20 protein-coding genes are annotated in these 22,548 nt (G+C 52.9%); 9 read left to right on the top strand and 11 right to left on the bottom strand.

The window, feature by feature from the left end; genetic code table 11:
- Positions 1-115: 115 nt before the first annotated feature.
- Positions 116-1,192 carry a DNA polymerase IV gene (dinB, locus tag KOI40_RS14210; RefSeq protein ID WP_216098196.1) on the bottom strand — a complete coding sequence of 359 codons (1,077 nt, stop codon included), beginning with the start codon at positions 1,190-1,192 and terminating at the stop codon, positions 116-118.
- Positions 1,193-1,345: 153 nt separating this feature from the next.
- Here dinB and KOI40_RS14205 point away from each other — a divergent pair, with 153 nt between their 5' ends.
- A complete protein-coding gene (locus KOI40_RS14205) occupies positions 1,346-1,753 on the top strand; it encodes a hypothetical protein (protein WP_216098195.1) in 408 nt (135 codons plus the stop codon).
- 54 nt (positions 1,754-1,807) lie between these two features.
- On the opposite strand, the gene KOI40_RS14200 is transcribed toward KOI40_RS14205, so the two are convergent.
- From KOI40_RS14200 to KOI40_RS14175, 6 genes are all read right to left on the bottom strand, one after another.
- Entirely contained in the window at positions 1,808-2,665 is an 858-nt protein-coding gene (locus KOI40_RS14200; protein ID WP_216098194.1) for a thioredoxin domain-containing protein, read from the bottom strand.
- Between the two features lie 107 nt (positions 2,666-2,772).
- Positions 2,773-3,327 (bottom strand): hypothetical protein, encoded by a 555-nt coding sequence (locus KOI40_RS14195; protein WP_216098193.1) that lies wholly within the window; start codon positions 3,325-3,327, stop codon positions 2,773-2,775.
- A 58-nt stretch (positions 3,328-3,385) separates the two neighbouring features.
- Positions 3,386-4,036, bottom strand: coding sequence for a flagellar brake protein (locus KOI40_RS14190; protein ID WP_216098192.1), 651 nt, complete (start codon positions 4,034-4,036; stop codon positions 3,386-3,388).
- A 66-nt stretch (positions 4,037-4,102) separates the two neighbouring features.
- Positions 4,103-7,288, bottom strand: a complete 3,186-nt coding sequence (locus KOI40_RS14185; protein ID WP_216098191.1) for an efflux RND transporter permease subunit — start codon at positions 7,286-7,288, stop codon at positions 4,103-4,105.
- On the bottom strand, positions 7,285-8,421 hold the full coding sequence (locus KOI40_RS14180; protein ID WP_216098190.1) for an efflux RND transporter periplasmic adaptor subunit: 1,137 nt from the start codon (positions 8,419-8,421) through the stop codon (positions 7,285-7,287). The genes KOI40_RS14185 and KOI40_RS14180 overlap by 4 nt, the downstream gene beginning before the upstream one ends.
- A gap of 263 nt (positions 8,422-8,684) precedes the next feature.
- On the bottom strand, positions 8,685-9,401 hold the full coding sequence (locus KOI40_RS14175; RefSeq protein ID WP_369413190.1) for a cyclic nucleotide-binding domain-containing protein: 717 nt from the start codon (positions 9,399-9,401) through the stop codon (positions 8,685-8,687).
- A 321-nt stretch (positions 9,402-9,722) separates the two neighbouring features.
- Between KOI40_RS14175 and KOI40_RS14170 the strand changes: the two genes are divergently transcribed.
- On the top strand, positions 9,723-10,979 hold the full coding sequence (locus KOI40_RS14170; RefSeq protein ID WP_216098189.1) for a TonB family protein: 1,257 nt from the start codon (positions 9,723-9,725) through the stop codon (positions 10,977-10,979).
- 56 nt (positions 10,980-11,035) lie between these two features.
- On the opposite strand, the gene KOI40_RS14165 is transcribed toward KOI40_RS14170, so the two are convergent.
- Positions 11,036-11,374: a DUF1820 family protein gene (locus KOI40_RS14165; protein ID WP_216098188.1), complete on the bottom strand. Its 339-nt coding sequence runs from the start codon at positions 11,372-11,374 to the stop codon at positions 11,036-11,038.
- A 370-nt stretch (positions 11,375-11,744) separates the two neighbouring features.
- On the opposite strand from KOI40_RS14165, the gene miaB reads away from it, so the two are divergent.
- The 5 genes from miaB to lnt all read left to right on the top strand — a co-directional run bounded on the left by miaB (position 11,745) and on the right by lnt (position 17,566).
- Positions 11,745-13,133, top strand: a complete 1,389-nt coding sequence (gene miaB / locus KOI40_RS14160) for a tRNA (N6-isopentenyl adenosine(37)-C2)-methylthiotransferase MiaB (protein WP_216098187.1) — start codon at positions 11,745-11,747, stop codon at positions 13,131-13,133.
- A gap of 136 nt (positions 13,134-13,269) precedes the next feature.
- Positions 13,270-14,469 (top strand): PhoH family protein, encoded by a 1,200-nt coding sequence (locus KOI40_RS14155; protein ID WP_233710285.1) that lies wholly within the window; start codon positions 13,270-13,272, stop codon positions 14,467-14,469.
- Positions 14,470-14,510: 41 nt separating this feature from the next.
- Entirely contained in the window at positions 14,511-14,975 is a 465-nt protein-coding gene (ybeY, locus tag KOI40_RS14150; protein ID WP_216098186.1) for an rRNA maturation RNase YbeY, read from the top strand.
- A 53-nt stretch (positions 14,976-15,028) separates the two neighbouring features.
- Positions 15,029-15,898 carry a CorC family transporter gene (locus KOI40_RS14145; RefSeq protein WP_216098185.1) on the top strand — a complete coding sequence of 290 codons (870 nt, stop codon included), beginning with the start codon at positions 15,029-15,031 and terminating at the stop codon, positions 15,896-15,898.
- Positions 15,899-15,937: 39 nt separating this feature from the next.
- Positions 15,938-17,566, top strand: a complete 1,629-nt coding sequence (gene lnt, locus KOI40_RS14140) for an apolipoprotein N-acyltransferase (RefSeq protein ID WP_216098184.1) — start codon at positions 15,938-15,940, stop codon at positions 17,564-17,566.
- A 69-nt stretch (positions 17,567-17,635) separates the two neighbouring features.
- On the opposite strand, the gene KOI40_RS14135 is transcribed toward lnt, so the two are convergent.
- Entirely contained in the window at positions 17,636-18,109 is a 474-nt protein-coding gene (locus KOI40_RS14135) for a hypothetical protein (RefSeq protein WP_216098183.1), read from the bottom strand.
- Between the two features lie 371 nt (positions 18,110-18,480).
- Between KOI40_RS14135 and KOI40_RS14130 the strand changes: the two genes are divergently transcribed.
- The gene (locus tag KOI40_RS14130; protein ID WP_216098182.1) at positions 18,481-19,374 is read left to right on the top strand and encodes a DUF6279 family lipoprotein; all 894 of its coding nucleotides are present in this window, start codon (positions 18,481-18,483) and stop codon (positions 19,372-19,374) included.
- 62 nt (positions 19,375-19,436) lie between these two features.
- Here KOI40_RS14130 and KOI40_RS14125 read toward each other — a convergent pair whose 3' ends face one another.
- Both KOI40_RS14125 and KOI40_RS14120 read right to left on the bottom strand, forming a co-directional pair.
- On the bottom strand, positions 19,437-20,354 hold the full coding sequence (locus KOI40_RS14125) for a hypothetical protein (protein WP_216098181.1): 918 nt from the start codon (positions 20,352-20,354) through the stop codon (positions 19,437-19,439).
- A 234-nt stretch (positions 20,355-20,588) separates the two neighbouring features.
- The gene (locus tag KOI40_RS14120; protein WP_216098180.1) at positions 20,589-21,365 is read right to left on the bottom strand and encodes a YdcF family protein; all 777 of its coding nucleotides are present in this window, start codon (positions 21,363-21,365) and stop codon (positions 20,589-20,591) included.
- A 241-nt stretch (positions 21,366-21,606) separates the two neighbouring features.
- Here KOI40_RS14120 and KOI40_RS14115 point away from each other — a divergent pair.
- On the top strand, positions 21,607-22,548 hold a 942-nt coding region (locus KOI40_RS14115), incomplete at its 3' end, for a LacI family DNA-binding transcriptional regulator (RefSeq protein WP_216098179.1).

The following is a 22,548-nucleotide window of genomic DNA, read 5'->3' as shown; positions in this document are numbered from 1 at the left end:
GGCGCGGAATTATAGTGGCCAGAAAAAAAATAGGTAGAATTGACAGTGAAACGGAGATGTGAAACAGGCCCCGGCCAGAGACACCGATGGCCTGAGAGTGGGGCTGGCGGGGATTTCAGGGATTTTCTTCCCCCTGAAAAAAATCCATTTGCGTGAAGTCATCCCCAGATTTCAGGTCTACAAACCGCACCCCCAACCCCAGCAGACGAACGGGACGCTCACTTCGCCCGAACGCCTCTTCCAGCAACTGCTGATAATCCTCAACGTCTGCCTGCATACCGGCTCGTTCCAGCGTCGTTGATGTAAAGTCATCAAACTTAACTTTCACGAACGCCTTTACCACCAGGTAATCGTCGTCAAGACCCAGCAACCTTTTACTCAACTTGGCCAGAAGTTCAGGCACTTGCGCCAAACAATCTTGCAGCGAATTGAGATCATGAGCAAACGTGTGTTCAACACTGAGGGATTTTCGACGTCGGCTGGTGCGCACAGGACGATCATCAACACCACGACAAAGCTCATGCAAACGAGGCCCAAAACTGCCAAACGCTTCGCTGAGTTCAAACTGGGAATAGCGGCGCAAATCACCACAGGTGTGAATTTCCAGTCGATGCATTTTTTCAGCGGTTACCCTGCCAACCCCGGAGATACGCTCCACAGGTAATTGCCGAACAAAGTCATCCACGGCTTCCGGAGCGATCACGGTAAGGCCATCCGGTTTTTGCCAGTCACTGGCCACCTTGGCCAAAAATTTGTTGGGGGCAACACCCGCGGATACCGTTATCTCCAGAGCCTGGGCAATACGGGCTCTTATCTCTTCAGCCATGCGCGTTGCGCTCCCCTGATGCTGATTGCATTCACTGACATCCAAAAACGCCTCATCCAGTGACAGGGGTTCCACCAAGTCTGTGTAATCGCAAAATATATTGCGCATTACCTGCGAAGCCTCGCGGTACTTTTCCATATTGTGAGGCACAATCAGCAGGCTCGGACAGTGTCTCAGAGCCAGTGCTGACGCCATGGCAGAGCGCACTCCAAAAGCCCGGGCTTCGTAGTTGCAGGTTGATATGACACCCCGCTTGCCGGGATCGCCACCGACGGCCATTGGCCGGCCTCTCAAATCCGGGTTATCACGCATCTCAATGGCGGCAAAAAAGCAATCGGCGTCAACGTGAATAATCTTACGTGTCATATTACTCAAGAGATTAACTGTTTATTCATACAGTATAAATCATGTAAGGCATTCGAGCCCGCAGTTTTTTGTCCGCCAAGAGGGTATAATCCGCTGCCTGTTCAAATCTCGAAAGCTGTCTGAATTTGTAAACTTCCAAAAAAGAGAGATGTTATGACCGTTGGAGCCTGGGATCCCAATCAAGCACAGCAAGCGGACAATTTTTCCATTGACCACGATGTGCTGAAGGCATTTATCGCGCTGAGTGAACAACAGCAGCTGAATGACCTGAAAAGTACGCTCAATGACGACATCAAGATTTCACAAGCACCTCTGATGAAACTGTCCAAGGACACCTGGATCAAGACCGCAGAATCCTTAAGCGATGAGCAGGTGATTCATCTGGTGAAGTTTTTCACACTGGCAGAAATGCAATTGAGCGGATGGGAAGCCGGAGCCGAATCTCCGGTCATAGGACTGGTCAAAGCCCTGCGCCTGCGCAAATCTCCCCCGGACAAGGAGTTATTGCTGTGGATCAAGAGCAATTCGGACAACCGTTTTCTGCCCAACGGGGCGCTGTAGTGTTCTGAATATAACAGCGCACTGGACATCGACGCGCTTTAACATCGACCAAAATCAACCCAAGCGTTTTAGTTTTTCCCAATGCTCTTCAAGAGAGGGCGGCAGACGGAAGTTGGCCGCCACTTCCCAATAGGCCACTTTGCCGTCGGAATCGAAGGCCGCCAATGCCGGCCTGAGGGCATTGTTGCCCCCCTCCAGCAGGGTATTCCCCCCCCTGAGCCACAACCCCAGTTGTTGAGAGGACTCTCCCTCCGGGTCGACCCAGCACTGACCGCCGGCCTTCTGGAACCGGGCTACCCAGTTTGGCAGCTCATCAGCAAACACAGCCACCACCTGCTCTGGATGTATTTCGGAATGCTGATCCAGCTTTTGCATCAGCTCACGCATCGCCATGCGGGAATACGGGCAGCTGGGCGCATGAAAAAACAACACCCAATGCACCGGTGATTTGCCCTCTTCTGCCAACAGGGCATTGTAAGCCTGCACGCTGATTAACTCTGATTTTCCATGATTGCCCACGACAGGACGACTGAACATCAACTCCGGCAGCCTCGATTGATCACCCACAGGTTCCCGCACACCTCGGGCCAGACTGGAAATCAGCACCACATAGAGCAAAAGGGCAAACAGCCCTGCCAGAGTCCACCACAACACCTGATCGCGCTCACCAGCAACCAGCACGATCCCTACGCCCAGCAATGCGAATCCCATGGCCAGGCGTTCACGCTCATCCCCAAACCAGGAATTGGCCAGATGCAAACGCCAGACATTGTGGAGCCACAGCGGGGTCCATGTAAGCAATGGAGCCACCCACAGAACGTGTCCCTGCCCCAGCTGACTCAATCCCCAAAAGGTGATCACCAGAGCGGTCAAAAAGTAGGCGCGAATATAAAGGGCTTTAAAGAAATGCATGGGATTCCTGATATCGATAATCGACGTGTCAACGCCGCATCATACCAGAAGTGCAGAGCCGACAAGACGCCCGCTTTTTTCAGATTCACAAAACCGAGACGGCCTGGTCAGTGAATTGAGATGATCTCCCCGAGCGCTGCACTGCGCCGAGGCTGAATAGACATTTCCGGCAGTGCCCCGTCATCTTTTGACGTGCAGTAAGCCCGATAATGCAAGGGTTGGGAGTGCAGGTTTTGGGCATCAAAATCGATCACAAAAGCAACACTGCCATCTTCATCCGTCTGGGGTTTGGGTTGCCCCTGAGTCAGAATTGTCATCTTGTTCATAAAACGGGTCTCACGGACAAACGAGCTTTCGCACTGTTGCCAGGCCTGCTGAATACGCGCCCGCCGCTCCGCGGCCAGATCCCTGGGTGTCGGTTCCGGGGTCAGCGGAAAATCCAGTTCCAGAGTATTGGCATCCATCAGTACAGGAAATGTCTTGCGCTCTGAGTCCCGGCAAATAAAGAAGAAGGTCGCGCGCCCCTCATCCTGCGTGCTGTTGTGCAACTTGCCTTCCAGCACTTTCGCACATCGCTCGGTAGCCTGCAGTTTTTCGGCACCTTTGCGCAATTCGGGCATCAGCTTGTGATAACTGCCGGGCAGCCACAGATTTTGCGTCATGGCAGACCACACCACTGAAGGACTCAGCAGCAATATCAGGCAGATGACGGCAACAGCTTTAGACGCCGGCCAATTGACGATAAACATAGGCCTGGAGCAACAATTGGTTGTCTTCATCGGTGGTCAGGAATTCCAGACCATAAACAGCGGGATAGTCTTCATCCTGCTCACTGGTGCTGCGATCAATGCGCGCGCGAATCACGGCTTTGAGAACCATTCGACGCCGTATATCTCCCAGCTCAATATCCGCAGCCAGCTCCAACTCATCTCCGACAGCACCCACCACATCTTTTAATTCAACTTTTGCTCCGGAAATGCTGAGATCCGCAAAGCGCCCTTCGATGGAGTCGACAGACAGGCTACTGAGATTGGTGACGGTCACCGGCAGACTGACATTAACACGGGTGGCTGCGCGAATTTGCTTGACGCTGACATTGGCAGGAAAAGAAAAATAAGCCATGGGAAACGGGGCTGTCATTACCGACTGAACAACGACAGGGAAAACAGCGATGCCATTGGCAATCATGGCTTTAACCACCAGTTTCTGGCCACTGCGCAGGCGGGTATTAGCCGGGTGAGTCACCAGCAGGTATTTGCCAGGCAGAGCGCCGATGTAGCGACAGTTGATACGTTTCTCTTGATCTTCCAGAGTGCCGGTCTGCAGTTGCAGCATGAACCCCGGTTCAAGTTTAATTTCTTCAAATTTCATGTATTGGCATCATTGTCGCTACGGACATCTCCTTATTATGGACACTGCAAGCTTTTACGGCAGTGCTTATACACTCCCCTCCTTTGTCCGCTTCATCTTATTGAACAAAGGCCGTACCCTGGGATCAACCCACTGCTGATACAGGTACACAAACCGACGAGGCACGATCAACATCACGGGCGTCACGATCAGGGTCAGCACCGTGGCAAACAGCAGCCCGGACACCAGCGCACTGGCCAGCGGCTGAAAGATGGAAGTGACCACGCCGTCGGCAATTACCTTGCGGCCGATCAAATCCACACTGACGGAAAACGCAATCGTGATCAGCCCCAAAATTGTGGTCGCTGTTGTCAGAAACACCGGACGCAATCGCTGGGCACAAGCCAGAATCACCGCTTCTCTGTCGGAGAGATTCTTTTTATCCTTGCGGATGAAGTTATAGGTATCAATAAGAACAATGTTGTTATTCACAACAATACCCGCCAGCGCCACGATTCCCACCCCGGTGAGGATCGTACTGAAGATCTGCCCGGTTAACAGCAATCCCAACAGCACTCCGGCGGTGGACATGACCACCGCCGACAGAATCAATACCGCCTGGTAGTAACTGTTAAACTGTGTCACCAACAACACAAACATCAGAAACAGCGCCAACGAAAAGGCGACACTCAGAAATTCAACCGATTTCTCCTGCTCTTCGTTGGCTCCCCGGTAGACCACACGAACCTCATCATCCATGGGGTTCTGTTCCAGCCACGCCTTGATCTCTTTTACCTTGTCATCCGCGAGGACACCTTCCTTAACATCGGCACGAACTTTCATTACTTGAATCGCATCGATGCGCTCGACTTTATCGACTTTGGGCTTGGCAACACGTTTGACAAAACCGCTGATCGGCACGGCACCAGTCACCGTATTGATGCTGAGGTTATCCAACGCATGGATACCGCGAATGCCATCGGGGTAACGCACCCGGATTTCCACCTCATCATCGGCATCGTCAGGGCGGTATTCACCAATGCGAATCCCGTTGGTCACAAGCTGTACAGCACGCCCCACTTCCACAACGTTCACCCCCGCTTGCGCGGCCAGAGAACGATCCACCTCCATCTCCCACTCAATACCGGGCAGGGGGGTAGTGTCGGTAACGTCCCGCAATCCCTCCATGGAATCCAAATGACGACGCATTGCCAGAGTTGCCTCCAGCAACTTGTCACTGTCGATAGACTCCAGCTGAATCTGAATCGGGCTGCCCACAGGAGGACCACCTTCAATAATGGCTGCAGAAATCCTGACCCCCGGTATGCCGGCAGTAGCCTCGCGAATGTGCTCAAACACCTTGTGGGTCGAATACCCAATGGTGTCAGGATCGTCCAGCTCTATCTGAATCGTGCCAATCGCATCTTTTGGAACTTCCTGACCATTGCCGTCAGTTTTACTGGATGAGTAAATCGATTTCACACCGTGCACCTTGATCACCCGACGCTCCACTTCCTTGACGATGTCCCTGGCCTCATCCACCGACAAGTTACCCATGGCACGAACAGTCACAGAGCCGTACTTTTCTTCCGTCTCGGCAAAAAACTGTACACCGTGATTAAAACGGCCATACGCCATAAAAATCAGTACGAGGACAACCAGCGTCAACAGACAGAACACTATCGGCCGCCGCAGGACAGCTTCCAGCAGGCGGGCATAGCGCCCGGTGTGACCACTCATCTTTGTGGGAGAGTCGGTTTCCAGACTGCGCAGGTAATTCTGTACATCCGGCTCCATAGCCGACTTGCCCATCAACGAACCCAGTACCGGAGCAAAAAACAGGGCGTACAACAGAGACGCCAGCAATACCCAGAAGACGGTAACCGGCAAGTAGCCCATAAAGTCGCCGGAAACTCCCGGCCAGAACATCAACGGCAGGAACGCCGCCAGAGTGGTCGCCGTCGACGCCACCACCGGCCAGAACATGCGTTTGACGGATATATAGTAAGCAGCCCGACTGCTCATCCCCTCCGCCATTTTCCGGTCGGCAAATTCGGTAACGACAATGGAACCGTCAATCAACATACCCAGTGCCAGCATCATTCCGAACATCACCATGATATTGAATGAATAATGGAGATAGTCGAGACCAATAAGCGACATCAAGAGCGAGAAAGGAATCCCCAACCCCACCAGAGCGCCGGAACGAAAACCCAGTGCCGCCACCACGATCACCATCACCAGCGCCATGGCGGTGACAATGTTGCCAGACATCTCGGACACTAACGCCTCGGAAAATTCCGACTGATCCAGTGCAAACTGCACCTCAATACCCGGCGGAATACGGGATTCCAGCTCGGCAATCAGACCTCTGACTTCTCGGGAAACCTGTATCTGGTTTCCTCCCGTGCGCTTGTTCACTTCCAGCAGGATGGCCTTCTGCAGATCGATACTGGTAAAACTGTCTGCATCCTTGAAGGTACGACGAATGTCGGTCACATCTCCCAAAGTCACTGCACCCTCGGCAGTGGATTTCACCGGGATGCCATAGACATCCTGATAGGTTTCGATCAGCCCCGGCACCTTGACGGAAAACTTGCCCTGCCCGGTGTCAATCTGACCCGCTGGAACCAACAGGTTATTGCCCAGAATGGCATTAATCAGCTCGTCACTGGTGATGCCGTAATGCTCCAGCTTGGCCGGGTTGATCAGCGCTTCAACCACCTCTTCACGATTACCCACCATATTGGCTTCAAGCACTTCCGGCAGTGCTTCGATCTCGCGCTGCAACATCTTGGCAGTCTGAAAAACCAAACGCTCCGAAACACCCTCTTCAGACTTCAGCGCCACCGTAATCGACGGAAAATCAGAGACGGTAATTTCTTCAACAATGGGTTCATCCGCATCTGTGGGCAATTCAGCCTTGCCGCGATCAACCGCGTTGCGAACATCGTCCAGCGCCTTGTCAATGTCTACAGAGCCCGCTTCAAACTTGACCAGAATAGTGACATGGGACTCTTTTGCTGTAGAGATGATCTCGTCCAGGTTTTCCAGTGAGCGCAGTTCTTGCTCCATGGGCCTTGCCAACAGCCTGGCACCGTCTTCCGGGGACACCCCATCGAGAGTGATACCGACGTAAATGTAAGGCACGTCAACATCGGGCTGGGCTTCAACGGGCATGTGGTTATAGCTGGAAAGACCGGCAAAAATAATCAAAGCCAGAATACAGAATGTACTGCGGTAGTGGCTGACCGCCATCGATAAAAGATTCATAGGCCGGCAGAACCTACAGCTTCGGTAGACGCAGAGCCGCCCTCAATAGCGACATTCACCTTTTCGCCCTGACTGACGTATTCCTGCCCCACAGTGATCAATAATGTATGCGCAGGTAACCCCGACACCCAGATAGCGCCATCGCTGTCACCAATAAGTTCGACCTCCACCAGCTGCACACGATGGTCTTCGGAAAGAATACGAACCCCCACCTTGCCGTTATCGACCAGTGTCAGTAACGACGACGGGATTTTATGAGCCGCAATGGCGGCAGTCGGTACGATCAATTCGGTGGTGATGCCACTGCGAAGTGTCAGGTCTCTATTGTCTACTGTCACTTCAACAGGGAAAGTCCGGGTCTTGCTGTCGGAGCCATAACCCACCAGCGATACCTCGCCAGTGACCTTTTGTCCCGTCAATAACTGGCCGAAGGCTTTATCACCTTTACGCAAGTGGCCGACCTGAGTCTCTGATACCTGACCGCGAATGATCATGGGATCCAGCTCGAGCAATACACCGCACTCATCCCCCCGGTCCATATAGTCGCCAACTTCTACCGCGTAGCGATCAATGACGCCGGCAAAAGGCGCCCGAATCCGAGTGTTTTCCATATCCAGCTGACTGCGGAGTAACTCCGCTTTGGCGCTGTCGAGACGCGCCTTGGCACCAGCAATAGCGGTAGCGGACTGGTAGCCACCACTTTTCAAACGCAGAGAACCATCGTATTCCAACTGTGCCTGATCGACTGCCGACTGTGCCTCTAGCAACCGCACCTGGCGATCATCCAGCGCCAGTTCACACAGAACATCGCCCTTGGCCACCGGTTGCCCCTCAACTGCGGGCAGAGCCACAACCTTACCGCTCAGCTCAGACCTCAGTGAAACACTGCGATGAGCTTGAGTAAAAGCTCGAATGCGGAGTTCCGGCTGATAGTTTTGGGCATCGATGTAACGTGCCTGCACCAGAATGGGTTCTGGCTCAGTTGCTACAACCTGCGTTTGCGGCTCATCTTCTGCAGAAGGTAAAACCATTCCACTGGCCAGCCACACCAAGATAACTGCTCCCAGATAAAGGGAAATACGGTAATTTTTGTTGGACCAGATGTACTTCAGATATTGCTGAAATCGTTTCATTATTGGAGAACACCTTAAGACAAGATGACTACTTTGAAGACAATAGTCACGCCTCTCAAGCTAAGAAATGTTAATAGAAAGGAACTTTTTTACCGCCGACAACCATAGCACTGTTTAGCGAAAGCTTTAGCGACGTTTGCGGCCAAAACAGGTCTAAACCGGCTGTCTGCAGTCATTACAGACGCGCAAATAAATGTCACTGCTCCACGCAATGCTTTCGGTCGAAAACAAAAAGAACCATCAACGAAGAGATATAAACAGACTCAGCCGGAGATTTCAGCCAGGAGCTGTTTCGCCGGGGCTCGGTTACCCACCAGCGTCAAGCGCCCGAATGCCTGATTCCATTCCACCAACAACTCGCCCAGATTGCAGGCCTGGGCGTGTAGTGCAGACAACTCTTCCTTTGTATCTTTATCACCACGGTACAGTTTGACGGAGCGATGCTGATCCGCCAGAGGATGTTCGGGGTATTTGCTGCGATAAACTTCCAGTTTCCATCGCAGACTGTGATTTAGATTACGATAGTAAGTCAATTTAGTTGCCAGACTTACCTGGTGAGTATCCTCTAACACTCCAAACAGCGAAAAATCGGTGGCAAATACCAAAATTTCACGACAATTTTCATCAGCCTTGATCGTGGCACTGCGCTCTGTTTTCAGCAACATGGCCAAGTCCCCAAACAACTCCCCCGGGGTAATATAATTGACGGTCTGCGCATTTTCTCCCGCCAACACCTCAAGCTGTCCTTTTAACAGGAAATACAGCCAACTGCCTTCAGCACCTTGTTCTACAACAGACTCTCCCGGCTCAAAGCCGAGAACCCGTGAATGCTGCAGCAACAGTTCAAACTGCCAGTTGTCCTGCTGACGAACCTGCTTGTAAAAAGGAATCACTGAGATCAATTGCTCAATGATTGATCTGGGATATTCGTTGACGGGCTTGCTGTACATACTGACATCGGATGTTGTGGGCTGATGCACAACATCGGCCGAAAAAAGAGAAAATAGACGCCACTCTACCTTATATTCTGTACAGACAACACGCAATCAATGTCGCCTTAACATAGCATATCGGCTTGTTTTTACTTACTGAGACAGATTTCTTCCCAATAACCCGACAAAATGACCGGCAACGGCTGCTGGCAGAGCCTGATCCTGAGATCTTTTACGCCTTGCAGTCAACACGAATATCTGTAGAGTATTAAACAGATAATTTCCACGCCAAACAAGCTGCCATCCTTGCGTGTTCAGGTGTGATAATAAAAGAACAAGTTTAACCATAAATAAAAAGAGATACTCACTATGTCCCGCCCTGGTTTTTGGGCTTTATTTGCCCTTTTGGTTCTTGGTGCCCCGCTAACGTTTGCCGACTCCCTTCTCAATGGTTTGGCAGACCACAAACAATTCAATAAAGACCTATTTATTGGTGCTCTTTATACCGACAATCTCTCTGCAGATGCCGCATCCCAATTGAACAACCCCGGCCGCAGACGTCTCGAGCTCCGGGTCGTAGCCAAACGCCTTTCGTCCCGTCAGCTCAATTCCATGTGGATTGAAGGCATGGCGATCAACAATCCTCCTGACCTGCTGACCCAGCAGGCGGAAAACATGGTCTCCTTTACCTCCTTTGTGAAACGTTCTCTGCGCGCCGGCGATATCCTGGCCATTCGTGGAGACGGCACTAAAACCACCGTAACCCTGAACGACGTTGAACTGGGGTCGATTAATTCTCCAAAATTCTTCAACATGGTGTTGCGAACCTGGATCGGCAGCGTGCCGCTGTCATCTGAGTTTCGCGACGCCCTACTGACCAATGGCAGTATCGACGGGGATCTACTGGCAAAATTTGAATCCATCTCGCCTTCCCAAGGACGTCGCGATGCCGTCGCTAAATGGGTACAACCCGCCGCAGACATTGAAACTGAGCTCGCCGATGCTGCCCCTACTCAGACGGCGCTGGACGATGACAACAGACCCGTTGCAGAAATCACCAAACCCGTCGTCACGGCCCCATCCATAGCAGCACCGCCAAAGATAGAAAAACCGACACTGGCAGCCTCCGAACCTGACACTGCCGAGACGCCACAAGCTAAACCTGAAGCCCCTAAAGTGGTCAAGGCCACGGAAACTCCGACTCCCGCAAAGCCCGAATCTAAACCTGCGGTAGCCAAAGCCGCAGCCTCTAAAGCTGACTTGCCGGAAGAAGAGGAATTGTTCGATGACGAAGAGGATGATAGCGGCCCGCTACTGACGGCAGAAAGCCTGTTGAGCCGCCAGATTTACCACTCCCAACTGCTCAAGTGGACCTACCAGCATATTCGCTACCCCCAACGCGCCGCATCCCGCGGCCAGGAAGGCAGTGTTCGTATTGCAGTGGTTATCGATCGTCAGGGTGAAGTACAGAGCGTTTCCGAAGTTGAGTCATCCAAGTACGAAACGCTCAATCGGGAAGCCCTGAGGGCGGTTGAGCGATCCAAGCCTTTCCCTCCGATGCCCGACGATATCCAGGGCAGCGAATTTGCATTTTCCCTGCCCATCCAGTTCCGGTTGCCGGACTGAGAATATTCATTTTTAACTTGCGGGCTGATTCCATTCAACCCGCTCAATGCCCGCCGTTAATCCTCGCTACCCTTGGGTGGCGTGGGGGCTGAAAAGGGAAACTGGGCCACCTTGTCACTGCTTTTCAGTTCGGTAACCTTAACCGCTCCCTCTTTCTCCACTTCGTCAATACGGATAATGGCTTGCATCGGGATGTAGGAGCGCGACACGTTCGCGAATTCACCTTTCAGTTTCTCTTCACCCGGATCCACAATCACCTGTGTGCGCTCACCGAAGATAAATTCCTCAACTTCAATAAAGCCATACATATCGCTCTGGTAGATAGCACGCGCGTAGACTTCATAGACCTGGTTCTGGTTATAAAAGATCACTTTGTAAATGGGTTTGTCGGCCATAAATCTGCTCTGAAATTCCACGTCAAATAACTCTTATACGGCGGACCGCAATAATGCAGAACCTGCCGAAAAGCCCCGTCCCACGGGAAGGGCGCGCAAGGATAGCACAAATTGACGGAATTATTCCTGCTGCTGTATGGGCATAAGCCTCTGTCATCGCTATAATGCCCGCCCCTGCTGATTTTGGCTAATTTTTATGCAGCTGCTATACAACATCTGACAGCCTGCCAGTTACGCCAATATCAAGCGGATAAAGTGGTTTTAACTCGCCGCTTTTGACGAGAATTTTTAGGACAGCGTTTGCAACGATGTCCGGGTAACAGCCCCTAACAAGCAGTTTTACACTAGGTAGTTTTAAACAGGTAGTTTCATGGTTGATACGGTTGATACGGCACAAGAGCCCACAGAAAAGCCCACCAAAAAGCTTTTTATACAGACTCACGGCTGCCAGATGAATGAATACGACTCCAATCGTATGCGTGACCTGCTGGGCGAATCTCATCAGATGATCCCCACCGACGACCCCAGCGAAGCCGATGTGCTGCTGGTAAACACCTGCTCGATCCGTGAAAAAGCCCAGGAAAAACTCTTTCACCAACTGGGACGCTGGAAAAAGCTTAAAGAGAACAAACCTGATCTGGTGATTGGCGTAGGCGGATGTGTCGCCAGCCAGGAAGGAGAGGCCATTGCCAAACGGGCGCCTTTTGTCGACCTGATTTTTGGCCCACAAACGCTTCACCGCCTGCCTGAGATGATGGAAACCCCCAAGGGCAACGGTGCCGTGGTTGTGGACATCAGTTTTCCGGAGATCGAGAAGTTCGACAATCTGCCGGAACCTGACGCAGATGGCGTCAGTGCCTTTGTCTCGATCATGGAAGGCTGCTCCAAGTACTGCACCTTCTGTGTGGTGCCCTACACCCGCGGTGAAGAAGTCAGCCGTCCGGTTGCCGACGTGCTACGGGAAGTCGCCCACCTGGCTGGCCAGGGCGTGCGAGAAGTCAACCTGTTGGGACAAAACGTGAATGCCTACCGCGCCGAGGGCCCCGACGGCTCGCTTGTGGATCTGGCCGAGCTGATTACCTATGTGGCAGCGATCGACGGCATCGACCGCATTCGCTTTACCACATCTCATCCGGTTGAGTTTTCTGACAGCCTGATTGAGGTCTACGGCGAAGTACCGGAACTGGTAAGCCACCTGCACCTGCCCGTACAGAGCGGTTCCGACCGTATATTGATGGCCATGAAACGCGGCCACACGGTGCTGGAATACAAATCAAAGATGCGTCGCCTGAAAAAAATTCGCCCTGACATCTGCTTTTCCTCCGACTTTATTGTTGGCTTCCCCGGTGAGACGGACGCAGATTTCGAAGGCACCATGAACCTGATCCAGGATATTGGTTTCGACCTGTCCTTCAGCTTTATCTACAGCCCTCGTCCCGGTACCCCGGCATCCGACCTGCCGGACAACACGCCGGAAGAAGTCAAGAAAGAGCGTCTGAAACTGCTGCAACAGCGCATTAACCAGCAGGCTTTTGAGATCTCACGCAAAATGGTGGGCAATACCGAACGCGTACTGGTCAGCGGTTACTCGAAAAAAGATCCGGGACAACTGTCCGGACGTACCGAAAACAACCGGGTTGTTAACTTCCGCAGCGATCAGCCGGAGTTGATCGGCAAGTTCGCCGACATTCTGATCGAAGAAGCACTGCCGAACTCTCTGCGTGGAACCCTGATCGGTTCAGAACTGGACGATTTGTAAGTTTTTGCGACATTACCAACGGCATAAAAAACGCTTTTTTTAGAAACTATTAACTGCAGCACAGGCTTCCCCAGCCCACAAGGTTTGGGGTAGTCTAGCCATATCAATTGCGAGACAGGACGGCTTTACAAACATTTTGGATACGACCTCTCCCCTTAAGAAGGCCAGCACCGCCCACAAGGTGGTCCTTGAGCCTAACGACACCCGCCGGCTAGCGACTCTTTGCGGGCAGTTTGACGAACATCTGCGACAAATCGAACGCCGGCTGAACATTGAGATCCGCAACCGCGGCAATCAATTTGCGCTTTTAGGCGACAGCACCACCACCCGCAGCGCAGGCAAATTACTGAAGTCGCTCTACAGAGACACCAAAGGTGGCGCCGAACTCACTCCCGATGAAATCCATCTGGCTCTGCAGCAGTCTCAAATGGACAGTTATGCCGCTCAACAACAGCCACCGGAAACCGCAGCGGGCAGTGAATATGCACAAGACAATGAGCACGCAACCGGCAAGCGAGCTCGACGCACCCCTTCTGCCACATCCCACTCCGTAACCAACGACAACGAGACGCTGATGCAAGAAGCTCCATCCAACGTTCCGGGCGCGTCATCGGACAGCGCTCACACCGACTCTGAAAAACATGAGAAGGTCGCTCCCATGACACTGATTCGCACGAAGAAGTGCACAGTGAAGCCCCGTGGACAGCACCAGCAAAACTACGTCAGAGCGATTCAGACTAACGACATCAACTTCGGTGTTGGGCCGGCCGGGACCGGTAAAACCTACCTTGCCGTCGCCTGTGCGGTAGAAGCGCTGCTCAACGACCTGGTCGAGCGTATTTTGCTGGTGCGTCCTGCCGTGGAAGCGGGAGAAAAGCTGGGTTTTTTACCCGGTGATCTGTCCCAGAAGGTCGACCCCTACCTGCGCCCACTCTATGACGCCCTCTATGAGATGCTTGGCTTCGAAACCGTTGGCAAACTGATTGAACGCAATGTCATTGAAGTCGCCCCGCTGGCCTATATGCGCGGACGCACCCTGAACAATTCCTTCATCATTCTGGATGAGAGTCAGAACACCACCCGGGAACAGATGAAGATGTTCCTTACCCGAATTGGTTTTGGCTCCACTGCGGTGATTACCGGCGACCCGTCACAGATTGACTTGCCCCGTGGCCAAGCCTCGGGTCTGAAACACGTAATTGACGTGCTGGACGGTGTAAACGGCATCAGCTTTACTCACTTCAACTCCAAAGACGTGGTTCGCCACCCGCTGGTTCAACGTATTGTAGAAGCCTACGATGCAGCTGAATCCCGCAATCCGGATAGCGACCGATAAGGCCTTGCAGCCTCTGGTAAACAGGGATTGATAGCAAACTGATGAACGTGGAACTCTGCCTCGATCTGCAGGTGGCCAGCAAGGCGCACGACCTACCCAGCAGCGAACAGTTACAACATTGGGCCAGCTCGGCCCTTAAAGGGCTGCGTGAGCACGCCGAAATCAGCGTCCGTATCGTCGACAACGACGAGAGCCAGGAGTTGAATTTCCAGTACCGCCAGAAAGACAAGCCCACCAATGTCCTCTCATTTCCCGCTGACCTGCCACCTGAACTGGAACTGCCGCTGCTGGGCGATCTGGTCATCTGTGCTCCGGTGGTCACCAGGGAAGCAGCCGAGCAACAGAAAGAGCTTTTCGCCCATTGGGCACATATGGTGGTACACGGCACCTTGCATTTATTGGGATATGACCATATTAATGATTCTGATGCCGAGATTATGGAGCAATTGGAAACCGAAATTTTAACAGGAATGGGGTTCCCTCCCCCCTATGAATCGGTCGCCTAAACCGGCTATTATCCACTTCCAGATATTTTATTGATCAGGAGATCATGAGCGCCATGAGCGAAGACCCTTCGAGTAGCCAGCCTTCTCCGAGCAGGCATCAAGACAAGCCATCGGAGAAAAGCTGGCTGGATCGTGTGTTCAATGCATTTTCAGCGGAACCCAAATCCCGCGAAGAATTGCTCGAAATCATCAAAGAAGCTGCCGAAAACAAGGTGGTCGACGCCGAAGAACTGGAGATTATCCAGGGCGCTCTGGACGTAGCCGACCAACAGGTGCGTGAGATTCAAGTTCCCCGCTCGCAAATGGTCGTGGTCAATATTGACGCCCAGCCTGCCGAGCTGCTGCCGATGGTCATTGAATCCGGCCACTCCCGATTCCCTGTCGTCGGTGAATCCACCGATGACATACGCGGCATCCTGCTCGCCAAAGATCTTCTGCCCCTGATTCTCAACGGCACAGAAAACTTTAATCTGGACAATGTCATCCGTCCCGCCACGGTCATTCCTGAAAGCAAGCGCCTGAATGTGCTGTTACGGGAATTCCGTGAAAATCGCTATCACATGGCGATGGTGATTGACGAATACGGCGGAATCTCCGGCCTGGTCACCATTGAAGACATTCTTGAAGAAATTGTCGGTGAGATCGAAGACGAAACCGACGAGGATGCCGACGACGCATTCATCCGCAAGGTGGCCGACAATGATTACATCATCAAAGCCCTGACCCCCATTGAAGATTTCAACGAATACTTCAATACAGGTTTCAACGAAGACGAATTCGACACCATTGGCGGAATTTTGATGAGGGCGTTTGGGCATTTGCCGCAGCGCAACGAAGTCGCCGACATAGACGGTTACCAGTTCCGGGTACTCTATGCAGACAGCCGTCAAATTCATCTGGTACGGTTATCGCTCCCCAGCTAAGCCCACTCGGAATTCCCGCCATGATCTTCCAGATTCGCCATGCCCACGCCGGCTCATAACCCTGCACAGCCAACGGCTGTGCCCTCGAGCGCCCCGGTGTCCTGGCTGACGGAATGTCCTCTGTGGATGCGGCTGATCCTGACCACCGTGGCTGGCGGACTCACTCCGCTGGCCCTGGCTCCGCTGAGCTGGTGGCCACTGGCGATCCTGACCCCGGCATGTCTTGCACTGCTGTGCTGGAATCAACCGCTCAAAACCCTGTACAAACTGTGCTACGGCTTTGGACTGGGTCTGTTTGGGGTTGGTGCTTCCTGGGTATATGTCAGCATCCATGAATTCGGCTACGCCGCCAGCTGGCTGGCCGCTCTGCTGACCGCACTCTTTGTGGCGTTTCTTGCCTTACTGTTTGCCCTGCCTTTTGGCCTGCTCCGCTGGAGACCAACTCTCCTTCGTCGCCCTAAAAGTCCTGATCAGCAAGCGACCTCTGCAGTGCCGTCAGGACAGACACTGGGGTCTTTTCTGCTGTGCTTTTGCGCCCTTTGGGTGTTGGGAGAATGGACCCGAAGCTGGTTGCTGACCGGTTTTCCCTGGCTGTTTATCGGCTACAGTCAGGGGCTGACACCGCTTGCAGGCTGGGCTCCCATTGGCGGCATTTACAGTCTGTCGCTGGCGGTATTGATCAGTAGCTGCGGCTGGATCTATCTGCTGCTGGGAAGCCGCAAGGCTGGCAAACTGCTCACTGCGTTAGTGATTGCCACCCTGTGGATAGGAGGCCAGGTTCTGCAGCCCATTCAATGGACGCAGCCAGCGCAACAGTCCCCACTGTCTGTCTCACTGGTCCAGGCCAATATTCCCCAGGAAAAAAAGTGGCAACCGAACTTTTTGCAACCCACTCTGGAGCGTTACAGTCGCCTGTCCGAGAACGCCTGGCAATCAGACTGGGTAATCTGGCCAGAAGCGGCAATCCCCCTGCTTTACCACCGTGCGGGCCCCTTCCTTGAACAAGCCAATGAAAAAGCCCTGCAAACCAACACCGCGTTGATCACCGGCATCCTCTATGACGATCTGCGACAAGAGAAATTCTTCAACAGCGCAACAGGACTGGGACTGGCCAGCGGCATTTATCACAAAACCCGCCTTGTCCCCTTTGGCGAATATGTGCCAATGGAAGACTGGCTGCGCGGGTTGATCCAGTTTTTCAACTTGCCGACCTCGATCATCAGCCAGGGGCCAGAACAACAGAGCGGTCTGCAAATTGGCAGCCATCGTCTGGCCACGGCCATATGCTATGAAATTGTCTATCCGGATCTGGTTGCCGACAGCGCGCACAATCGTGAGGTTATTCTGACCATCAGCAATGACGCCTGGTTTGGCAGCTCCTGGGGTCCACTGCAACATCTGGAAATGGCCCAGATGCGGGCTCTGGAAACCGGACGTTACGTGATACGAGCAACCAACAATGGCGTCAGTGCCCTGATCACCGCCAAAGGCGAATTACAACAACGCAGCGAACAGTTCGTCGAAGAAGTCGTCACCGGCCCGGTGATCCCCATGACCGGCAGCACCCCTTTTATGCGCTGGGGCAGCCTGCCAATCGTGGCTCTGTGTTTTGGACTGTTGGCCCTGGGTTTATGGCTGACGCAGCGAAGCATCAGGCACCAGGACTGAGCGCCCGAACAAACACGAACTAAAGCTTGAACAGCCAGAACCCATGCAGCTCTGGCACCAAAACGGGAGCTAGGCGACCCTGGGTACCTGACCACTCAGCAGAGAGAACATCTCACCTTCCGCGAGAATAGGCATGACAAAACTCTCCAGCGCCGTCGGACCCAATGGGAGACTCTTGGCCTGAAGCGGTGAAGTACCCACCCACTGAAAGCGCCAGCGCAACCACTCGGGCTCCTCTCCGGGCTGAAACTGGATAAAATCCACATCTTCTGGCGCTGCATCCAGTCGCTGTATCAGCTGATAGGCCAGATGTTCGGCGCTGTTATTCAACTGCCGGGCAGGAAATTCCTGCGAGGCCACCAGAAACACACTGTAGCGCCCCCTGTACGTAAAACATCGCAGATTTACATTCACCAAACGGCTCAGGCGGTTTTGAAGCTGCACACTTTCGGTTTTAAAGGGCAGATTTGCAATCTCAACGGACGTGGAGATGGTTGATTCCTGACAACGGGAATCGTTGGACATTAGAACTGAATTATTCATAAAACACTGCATTTTTAAATTATTGTTATTATCACATCCATATATGTCGTTAATATTTAAGCGATAACGACGAATTACCTTCCATGGCGGGATAATCAAACCTTTTATATCTGCGGCCTGGCTATCCAGTCAGCAATCATACCCGGCAACGGACCATCCAAGAAATCAAACAGTCGTTCGAGCAGGGTGAGGATGTTAACACATGCGCCATGAGGATTCACCTCTACTTACGGGAAACGCCTACAACCTGTGCCACAGAGCCTATACTTAGTAAAAAACATTCAGATCACAGTAAAACGTCAACCAAGAGAACTACGGGCTTGCTTAACGCGAAGAACACAACTCCCTCAATCAATGACACTGACTCTGCCATGCTTTTACGCTTCCCAAGATCGCCTGGTTTACCGTTAAAAGCGGTGTTAATTGGCTGCCTCAGCATGTTCCTGTTGAGCTGCTCCCTGCGTGTTACCTACCCGTTTATGGACTGGTGGCTGGGCTGGAGAATCGATGATTTTGTGACACTGGACAAACAACAGGACAGGCAGCTCAACAGCACACTGGACCAGTTTCACCTCTGGCACCAACATACCCAACTACCGCTGTACGCCCAGGAATTACAGGCCTTCAAATCCCAACTTCAGCAACCGGTCATCACCCCTGAACAACTGAGAGCCTTTGGCGAAGAAGCCCACGCCCACTGGTTGGCCAGCCTCGACTATGCTCTACCGGAAATCCACTCTCTTTTCATGTCCTTGAGTGAATCCCAGTGGCAGGAGTTCACTCAGGCAATGATTGAACACACGAAGGAAGAAACAGAACCCTACATAGAACGATCACCCGAAGAGCGTTTCGAACTGCGGCAGGAGCGACTGGAAGAGGCCATGGATGATTGGATTGGGCGTCAAACTGACACCCAGAAAGACCTGATAGAGGCCTGGAGCCGCGACCTGAACTATCTGTCCGAGATCAGTCGCAAGGAACAGCAGCGCTGGATTGAGGCCGCCAACCGGCTTTTTCAGCAGCGCCGCAGCCTGAGTGAACAAGAAGTGAAGGCTCAGCTCAGACAGCTGATCGCCGAAGAAACCGCTTTGTGGACCCCCGAACACCAACTTCTGCTGGAGGAAAACCGCCAGAGAAGCCTGCAGCTATTCTCAGACTTGCACGCATCACTGACCGAGAAACAGAAAAGGCGTCTTTTCAAACGCGTGACAAATATTGAAGACGATCTGGATTATTTGTATCAAAAGACATTGGTCAAGAAATGACTGGGGTAAAGTCGCCTCAGTCCTGCATGAAAAATGCCCCGCAAGGGTATATTTCAGCAGGATTACAGGCGAATCAACCAGGCTTCCAGCTCTTTCTCCAACCCTGTTTGCAACAGACTGATCCCGCCATCCACAGCTTCGACATACGCCTCGATAATCTCTGACCCCAGGGTAAACAATTGCCGGGCATCCGCTTTCGAGGAATCACCATGGATAATATCTTTGGTGATGGTGTTGAGGAAAAACGCCAGTTTCAGCTCATAATTTTTTAAATCAGACAGGGATTTCCAGCTGGCTTTCAGGCCAGGCTCAATACCGTCAATCTGGTGGATCAGATCGCGGTTTTGACGCTCAGCACACTGCAGCCAGTATTGCAGTTTCTTTTCCGGCTCTTCATCGCAACCGCCCACCACTGCGGAGTGAGTTGCCAAACCCCGGATACGCGCCAACTGCTCAATCAACTCCGGAACACTGCGGCATACCAACGGCAACACCAGTGCCGATCGCTCCTGTTCCTTTGACTCCTCGCCCGGCGTCAAACCGCTGGCAGTGACCAAAGGCTCTTCCAGGCGGCGTGCCAGTCCTGCACTCAGATTCAGGATTTGTTCGATCAGAAAAGAGTGGTATTCAAAATTCTCCAGAAGAGCATCGCCCTCCCAGTTATGGCACACAGTGTTCCAGCTGTGCTGGATGTTTTCCTGCTCGCGAGGTGCAATCAGATGATCGAAGTGATCGCAGGTATTGCGCAGAACCAACAGGCGCTTATTCACCTGGGCCTGTACCTGAGCCACATCTTCCATAAACAACCCATCACCGGCCAGATGAGCCAAGCTGACACCACGATGGCGCTGGAGAGCGTTCACCAGCCGGTTCAGCTGCCGCATCAACATCAGGATAGAACAGCGCTCGCGGTAGACACGAGTCACCGCCTCCATCTGTAACTTTTCATGATCCTCAATCACAGCTTCAACTTCGACCACCGGATTGAACCCTCTCAATTAGTAAACACAGAATCTCTATTAGCAAAGGCCGCGCCACATTACACCAGCACTTCCAGACAAGCCCCCCAGCGCGATTCTCTGCACCATTTCCGCCAGTTTCACCTGATAAAGGTCACAGATAACGGCAAAACAACAAAAAGCTTACACTCAATCGTGCTCCATTTGGGCACATGCACACCATATCGCGCCAATTCGGTGCAAGTTTCGCCTGATTCACTCTGCTTTGCGACTTTCCTGCCAACGGTAAACCCATCCTCCCAAAAACTCATGCAGGGCAAAATAGCTGGAAGACAAACCGGAAAGGCTCGGAAACCAGCTGAGAAGCCGATCGGGCTCAACAATCGTCAAGGCCATCGGAGCCGGGATCACGGTCAGACCAGCCTGCTGAAATACTCGTGAAGCCCTGGGCATATGCCAACCGTGCGTCACCAGCAAGACGGTTTCGATTCCCTGCTGCCGAAAAATTTGAGCACTGAAAGCCGCGTTCTCGGCCGTGGTTTTACTCTTCTCCTCCTGCCATGTGACCGGGATCTGGAACTCCTCCGTCATTACCTGCGCCATCAACTGAGCTTCGGGCAGCAAATCCCGCTCTTCAAATACACGACCACCTGTCAACAAAATTGGCCATCCGGTTTCTCGGTAGAGACGTGCGCCGTAGCGTAAACGCTCCAGGGTTTTGCTGTTCACCGTATCACCGCCGTATTCTCTGGCATCCGATACCCGGCCACCACCGAGCACCACAATCGCCCCCTGAGCCGACTCTGTCTTCAACATCTCGGGATTGAAAGGCTGATAGCCTCGCTCCAGATACATCAATAACGTCCCTCCCACGACAGGCAAGGACAATATCCAGAAGACCAAGAGCGCCCCGCCCAACAATGAACGGGAAAATCTCGGCCAGCGACGCCACCCCAGCCAGGCAATCAACATCAGCAACAGCAACGAAGTGGGAGGTAACAGCAGAGTTTTGAACAGCGCGCGGATTATCATGGTTACCAAGTCCTTGGTTTAAAAAAGCATGTTTCTGGCATCAGCTTATTCTGTAAACTGGAAAAGTACAGCCTCCAAAAGTCCAAACATCCAGTCTGGCTTTTCGGCGGCCGCACACAGAGGCTTTTACACAGCTTGACCCGCAAGATCACCGCGGCTTTCTGTGACTCCAAAACTTGCCTCAACCCGGCAAACACACTACTCTTTGCGCCTTTCCAAACAGCAGGTACGCGGACTGACCATGAAACCGACCATCAAGGATGTAGCCAAACTGGCAGGTGTCTCTTTCAAAACGGTTTCCCGCGTTATCAATAACGAGCCTTCGGTTGGGGACGAGCTGCAGAAAAAAGTCTGGAAAGCCGTCAAAGAACTCAACTACCAGCCCAATCTTTCCGCTCGTCACCTCCGTGGCGCCTCATCGTTTATCGGTTTTATCTACGACAACCCCAACAGTCACTACGTGATTGGCATGCAACACGGCATTCTCGAAGAGTGTCACCGCCAGGGGTTTGAGCTGGTAATCCACCCCTGTGATGCCAATTCGGACTCTATCACTGAAGAGCTGGCTTCCATGGTCGAGCGGGGACAGCTGGCCGGCCTGGTGTTAACCCCTCCGGTTTCAGAAAGAACGGAAATTGTTTCTGAACTTAGCAAGCGCGGCGTCAAGTTTGTCAGGATCATTTCCGGCTCCGAAGCCCCGGACGACCTCTCTCCCTGTGTGGTGGTGGATGACCACAATGCCGCCCGTGAAATCACCCAATACCTGATCGATCTGGGCCATACTCGCATTGGCTTCCTGTCCGGGGATACGGTTCACTCTTCATCCGGCGAGCGGGAAGCCGGATACCGTCAGGCTCTGCGGGAAAACAACCTGCCGGAAGACGAAGAACTGATCCTGCAAGGCCAGTATGCGTTCGAATCCGGGGTCGAGCGAACTCAAAAATTGCTGGATCAGGACAATCCCCCCAGTGCCATCTTTGCCTGTAACGATGAAATTGCCGCGGGTACTCTGTTTGCGGCACGTCTCCAAGGTGTTGAAGTGCCCAGCCAGCTATCCATTGTCGGCTTCGAAGACAGCCCTTTCTCCCGCCAGACCTGGCCCAAACTCACCACGGCTCGCCAGCCAAACAGTGACATTGCCGCCAGCGCCACGGCTCTGCTGATCCAGTCTACCCGCACGACA

Origin of the sequence: Pseudomaricurvus albidus, from assembly GCF_018863235.1 — a bacterium.
In the GTDB taxonomy this organism is placed as follows: Bacteria; Pseudomonadota; Gammaproteobacteria; order Pseudomonadales; family Cellvibrionaceae; genus Pseudomaricurvus; species Pseudomaricurvus albidus.
The sequence above is the reverse complement of the archived record's forward strand: the minus strand, read 5'-3'. Positions and strand labels throughout refer to the sequence as shown.

What these genes read in the sequence shown, in the direction of transcription:
- dinB (WP_216098196.1), bottom strand. Translation starts at nt 1,192, where the DNA reads ATGACACGTAAGATTATTCACGTTGACGCCGATTGCTTTTTTGCCGCC.
- KOI40_RS14205 (WP_216098195.1), top strand. Translation starts at nt 1,346, where the DNA reads ATGACCGTTGGAGCCTGGGATCCCAATCAAGCACAGCAAGCGGACAAT.
- KOI40_RS14200 (WP_216098194.1), bottom strand. Translation starts at nt 2,665, where the DNA reads ATGCATTTCTTTAAAGCCCTTTATATTCGCGCCTACTTTTTGACCGCT.
- KOI40_RS14195 (WP_216098193.1), bottom strand. Translation starts at nt 3,327, where the DNA reads ATGACGCAAAATCTGTGGCTGCCCGGCAGTTATCACAAGCTGATGCCC.
- KOI40_RS14190 (WP_216098192.1), bottom strand. Translation starts at nt 4,036, where the DNA reads ATGAAATTTGAAGAAATTAAACTTGAACCGGGGTTCATGCTGCAACTG.
- KOI40_RS14185 (WP_216098191.1), bottom strand. Translation starts at nt 7,288, where the DNA reads ATGAATCTTTTATCGATGGCGGTCAGCCACTACCGCAGTACATTCTGT.
- KOI40_RS14180 (WP_216098190.1), bottom strand. Translation starts at nt 8,421, where the DNA reads ATGAAACGATTTCAGCAATATCTGAAGTACATCTGGTCCAACAAAAAT.
- KOI40_RS14170 (WP_216098189.1), top strand. Translation starts at nt 9,723, where the DNA reads ATGTCCCGCCCTGGTTTTTGGGCTTTATTTGCCCTTTTGGTTCTTGGT.
- KOI40_RS14165 (WP_216098188.1), bottom strand. Translation starts at nt 11,374, where the DNA reads ATGGCCGACAAACCCATTTACAAAGTGATCTTTTATAACCAGAACCAG.
- miaB (WP_216098187.1), top strand. Translation starts at nt 11,745, where the DNA reads ATGGTTGATACGGTTGATACGGCACAAGAGCCCACAGAAAAGCCCACC.
- ybeY (WP_216098186.1), top strand. Translation starts at nt 14,511, where the DNA reads ATGAACGTGGAACTCTGCCTCGATCTGCAGGTGGCCAGCAAGGCGCAC.
- KOI40_RS14145 (WP_216098185.1), top strand. Translation starts at nt 15,029, where the DNA reads ATGAGCGAAGACCCTTCGAGTAGCCAGCCTTCTCCGAGCAGGCATCAA.
- lnt (WP_216098184.1), top strand. Translation starts at nt 15,938, where the DNA reads ATGCCCACGCCGGCTCATAACCCTGCACAGCCAACGGCTGTGCCCTCG.
- KOI40_RS14135 (WP_216098183.1), bottom strand. Translation starts at nt 18,109, where the DNA reads ATGAATAATTCAGTTCTAATGTCCAACGATTCCCGTTGTCAGGAATCA.
- KOI40_RS14130 (WP_216098182.1), top strand. Translation starts at nt 18,481, where the DNA reads ATGCTTTTACGCTTCCCAAGATCGCCTGGTTTACCGTTAAAAGCGGTG.
- KOI40_RS14120 (WP_216098180.1), bottom strand. Translation starts at nt 21,365, where the DNA reads ATGATAATCCGCGCGCTGTTCAAAACTCTGCTGTTACCTCCCACTTCG.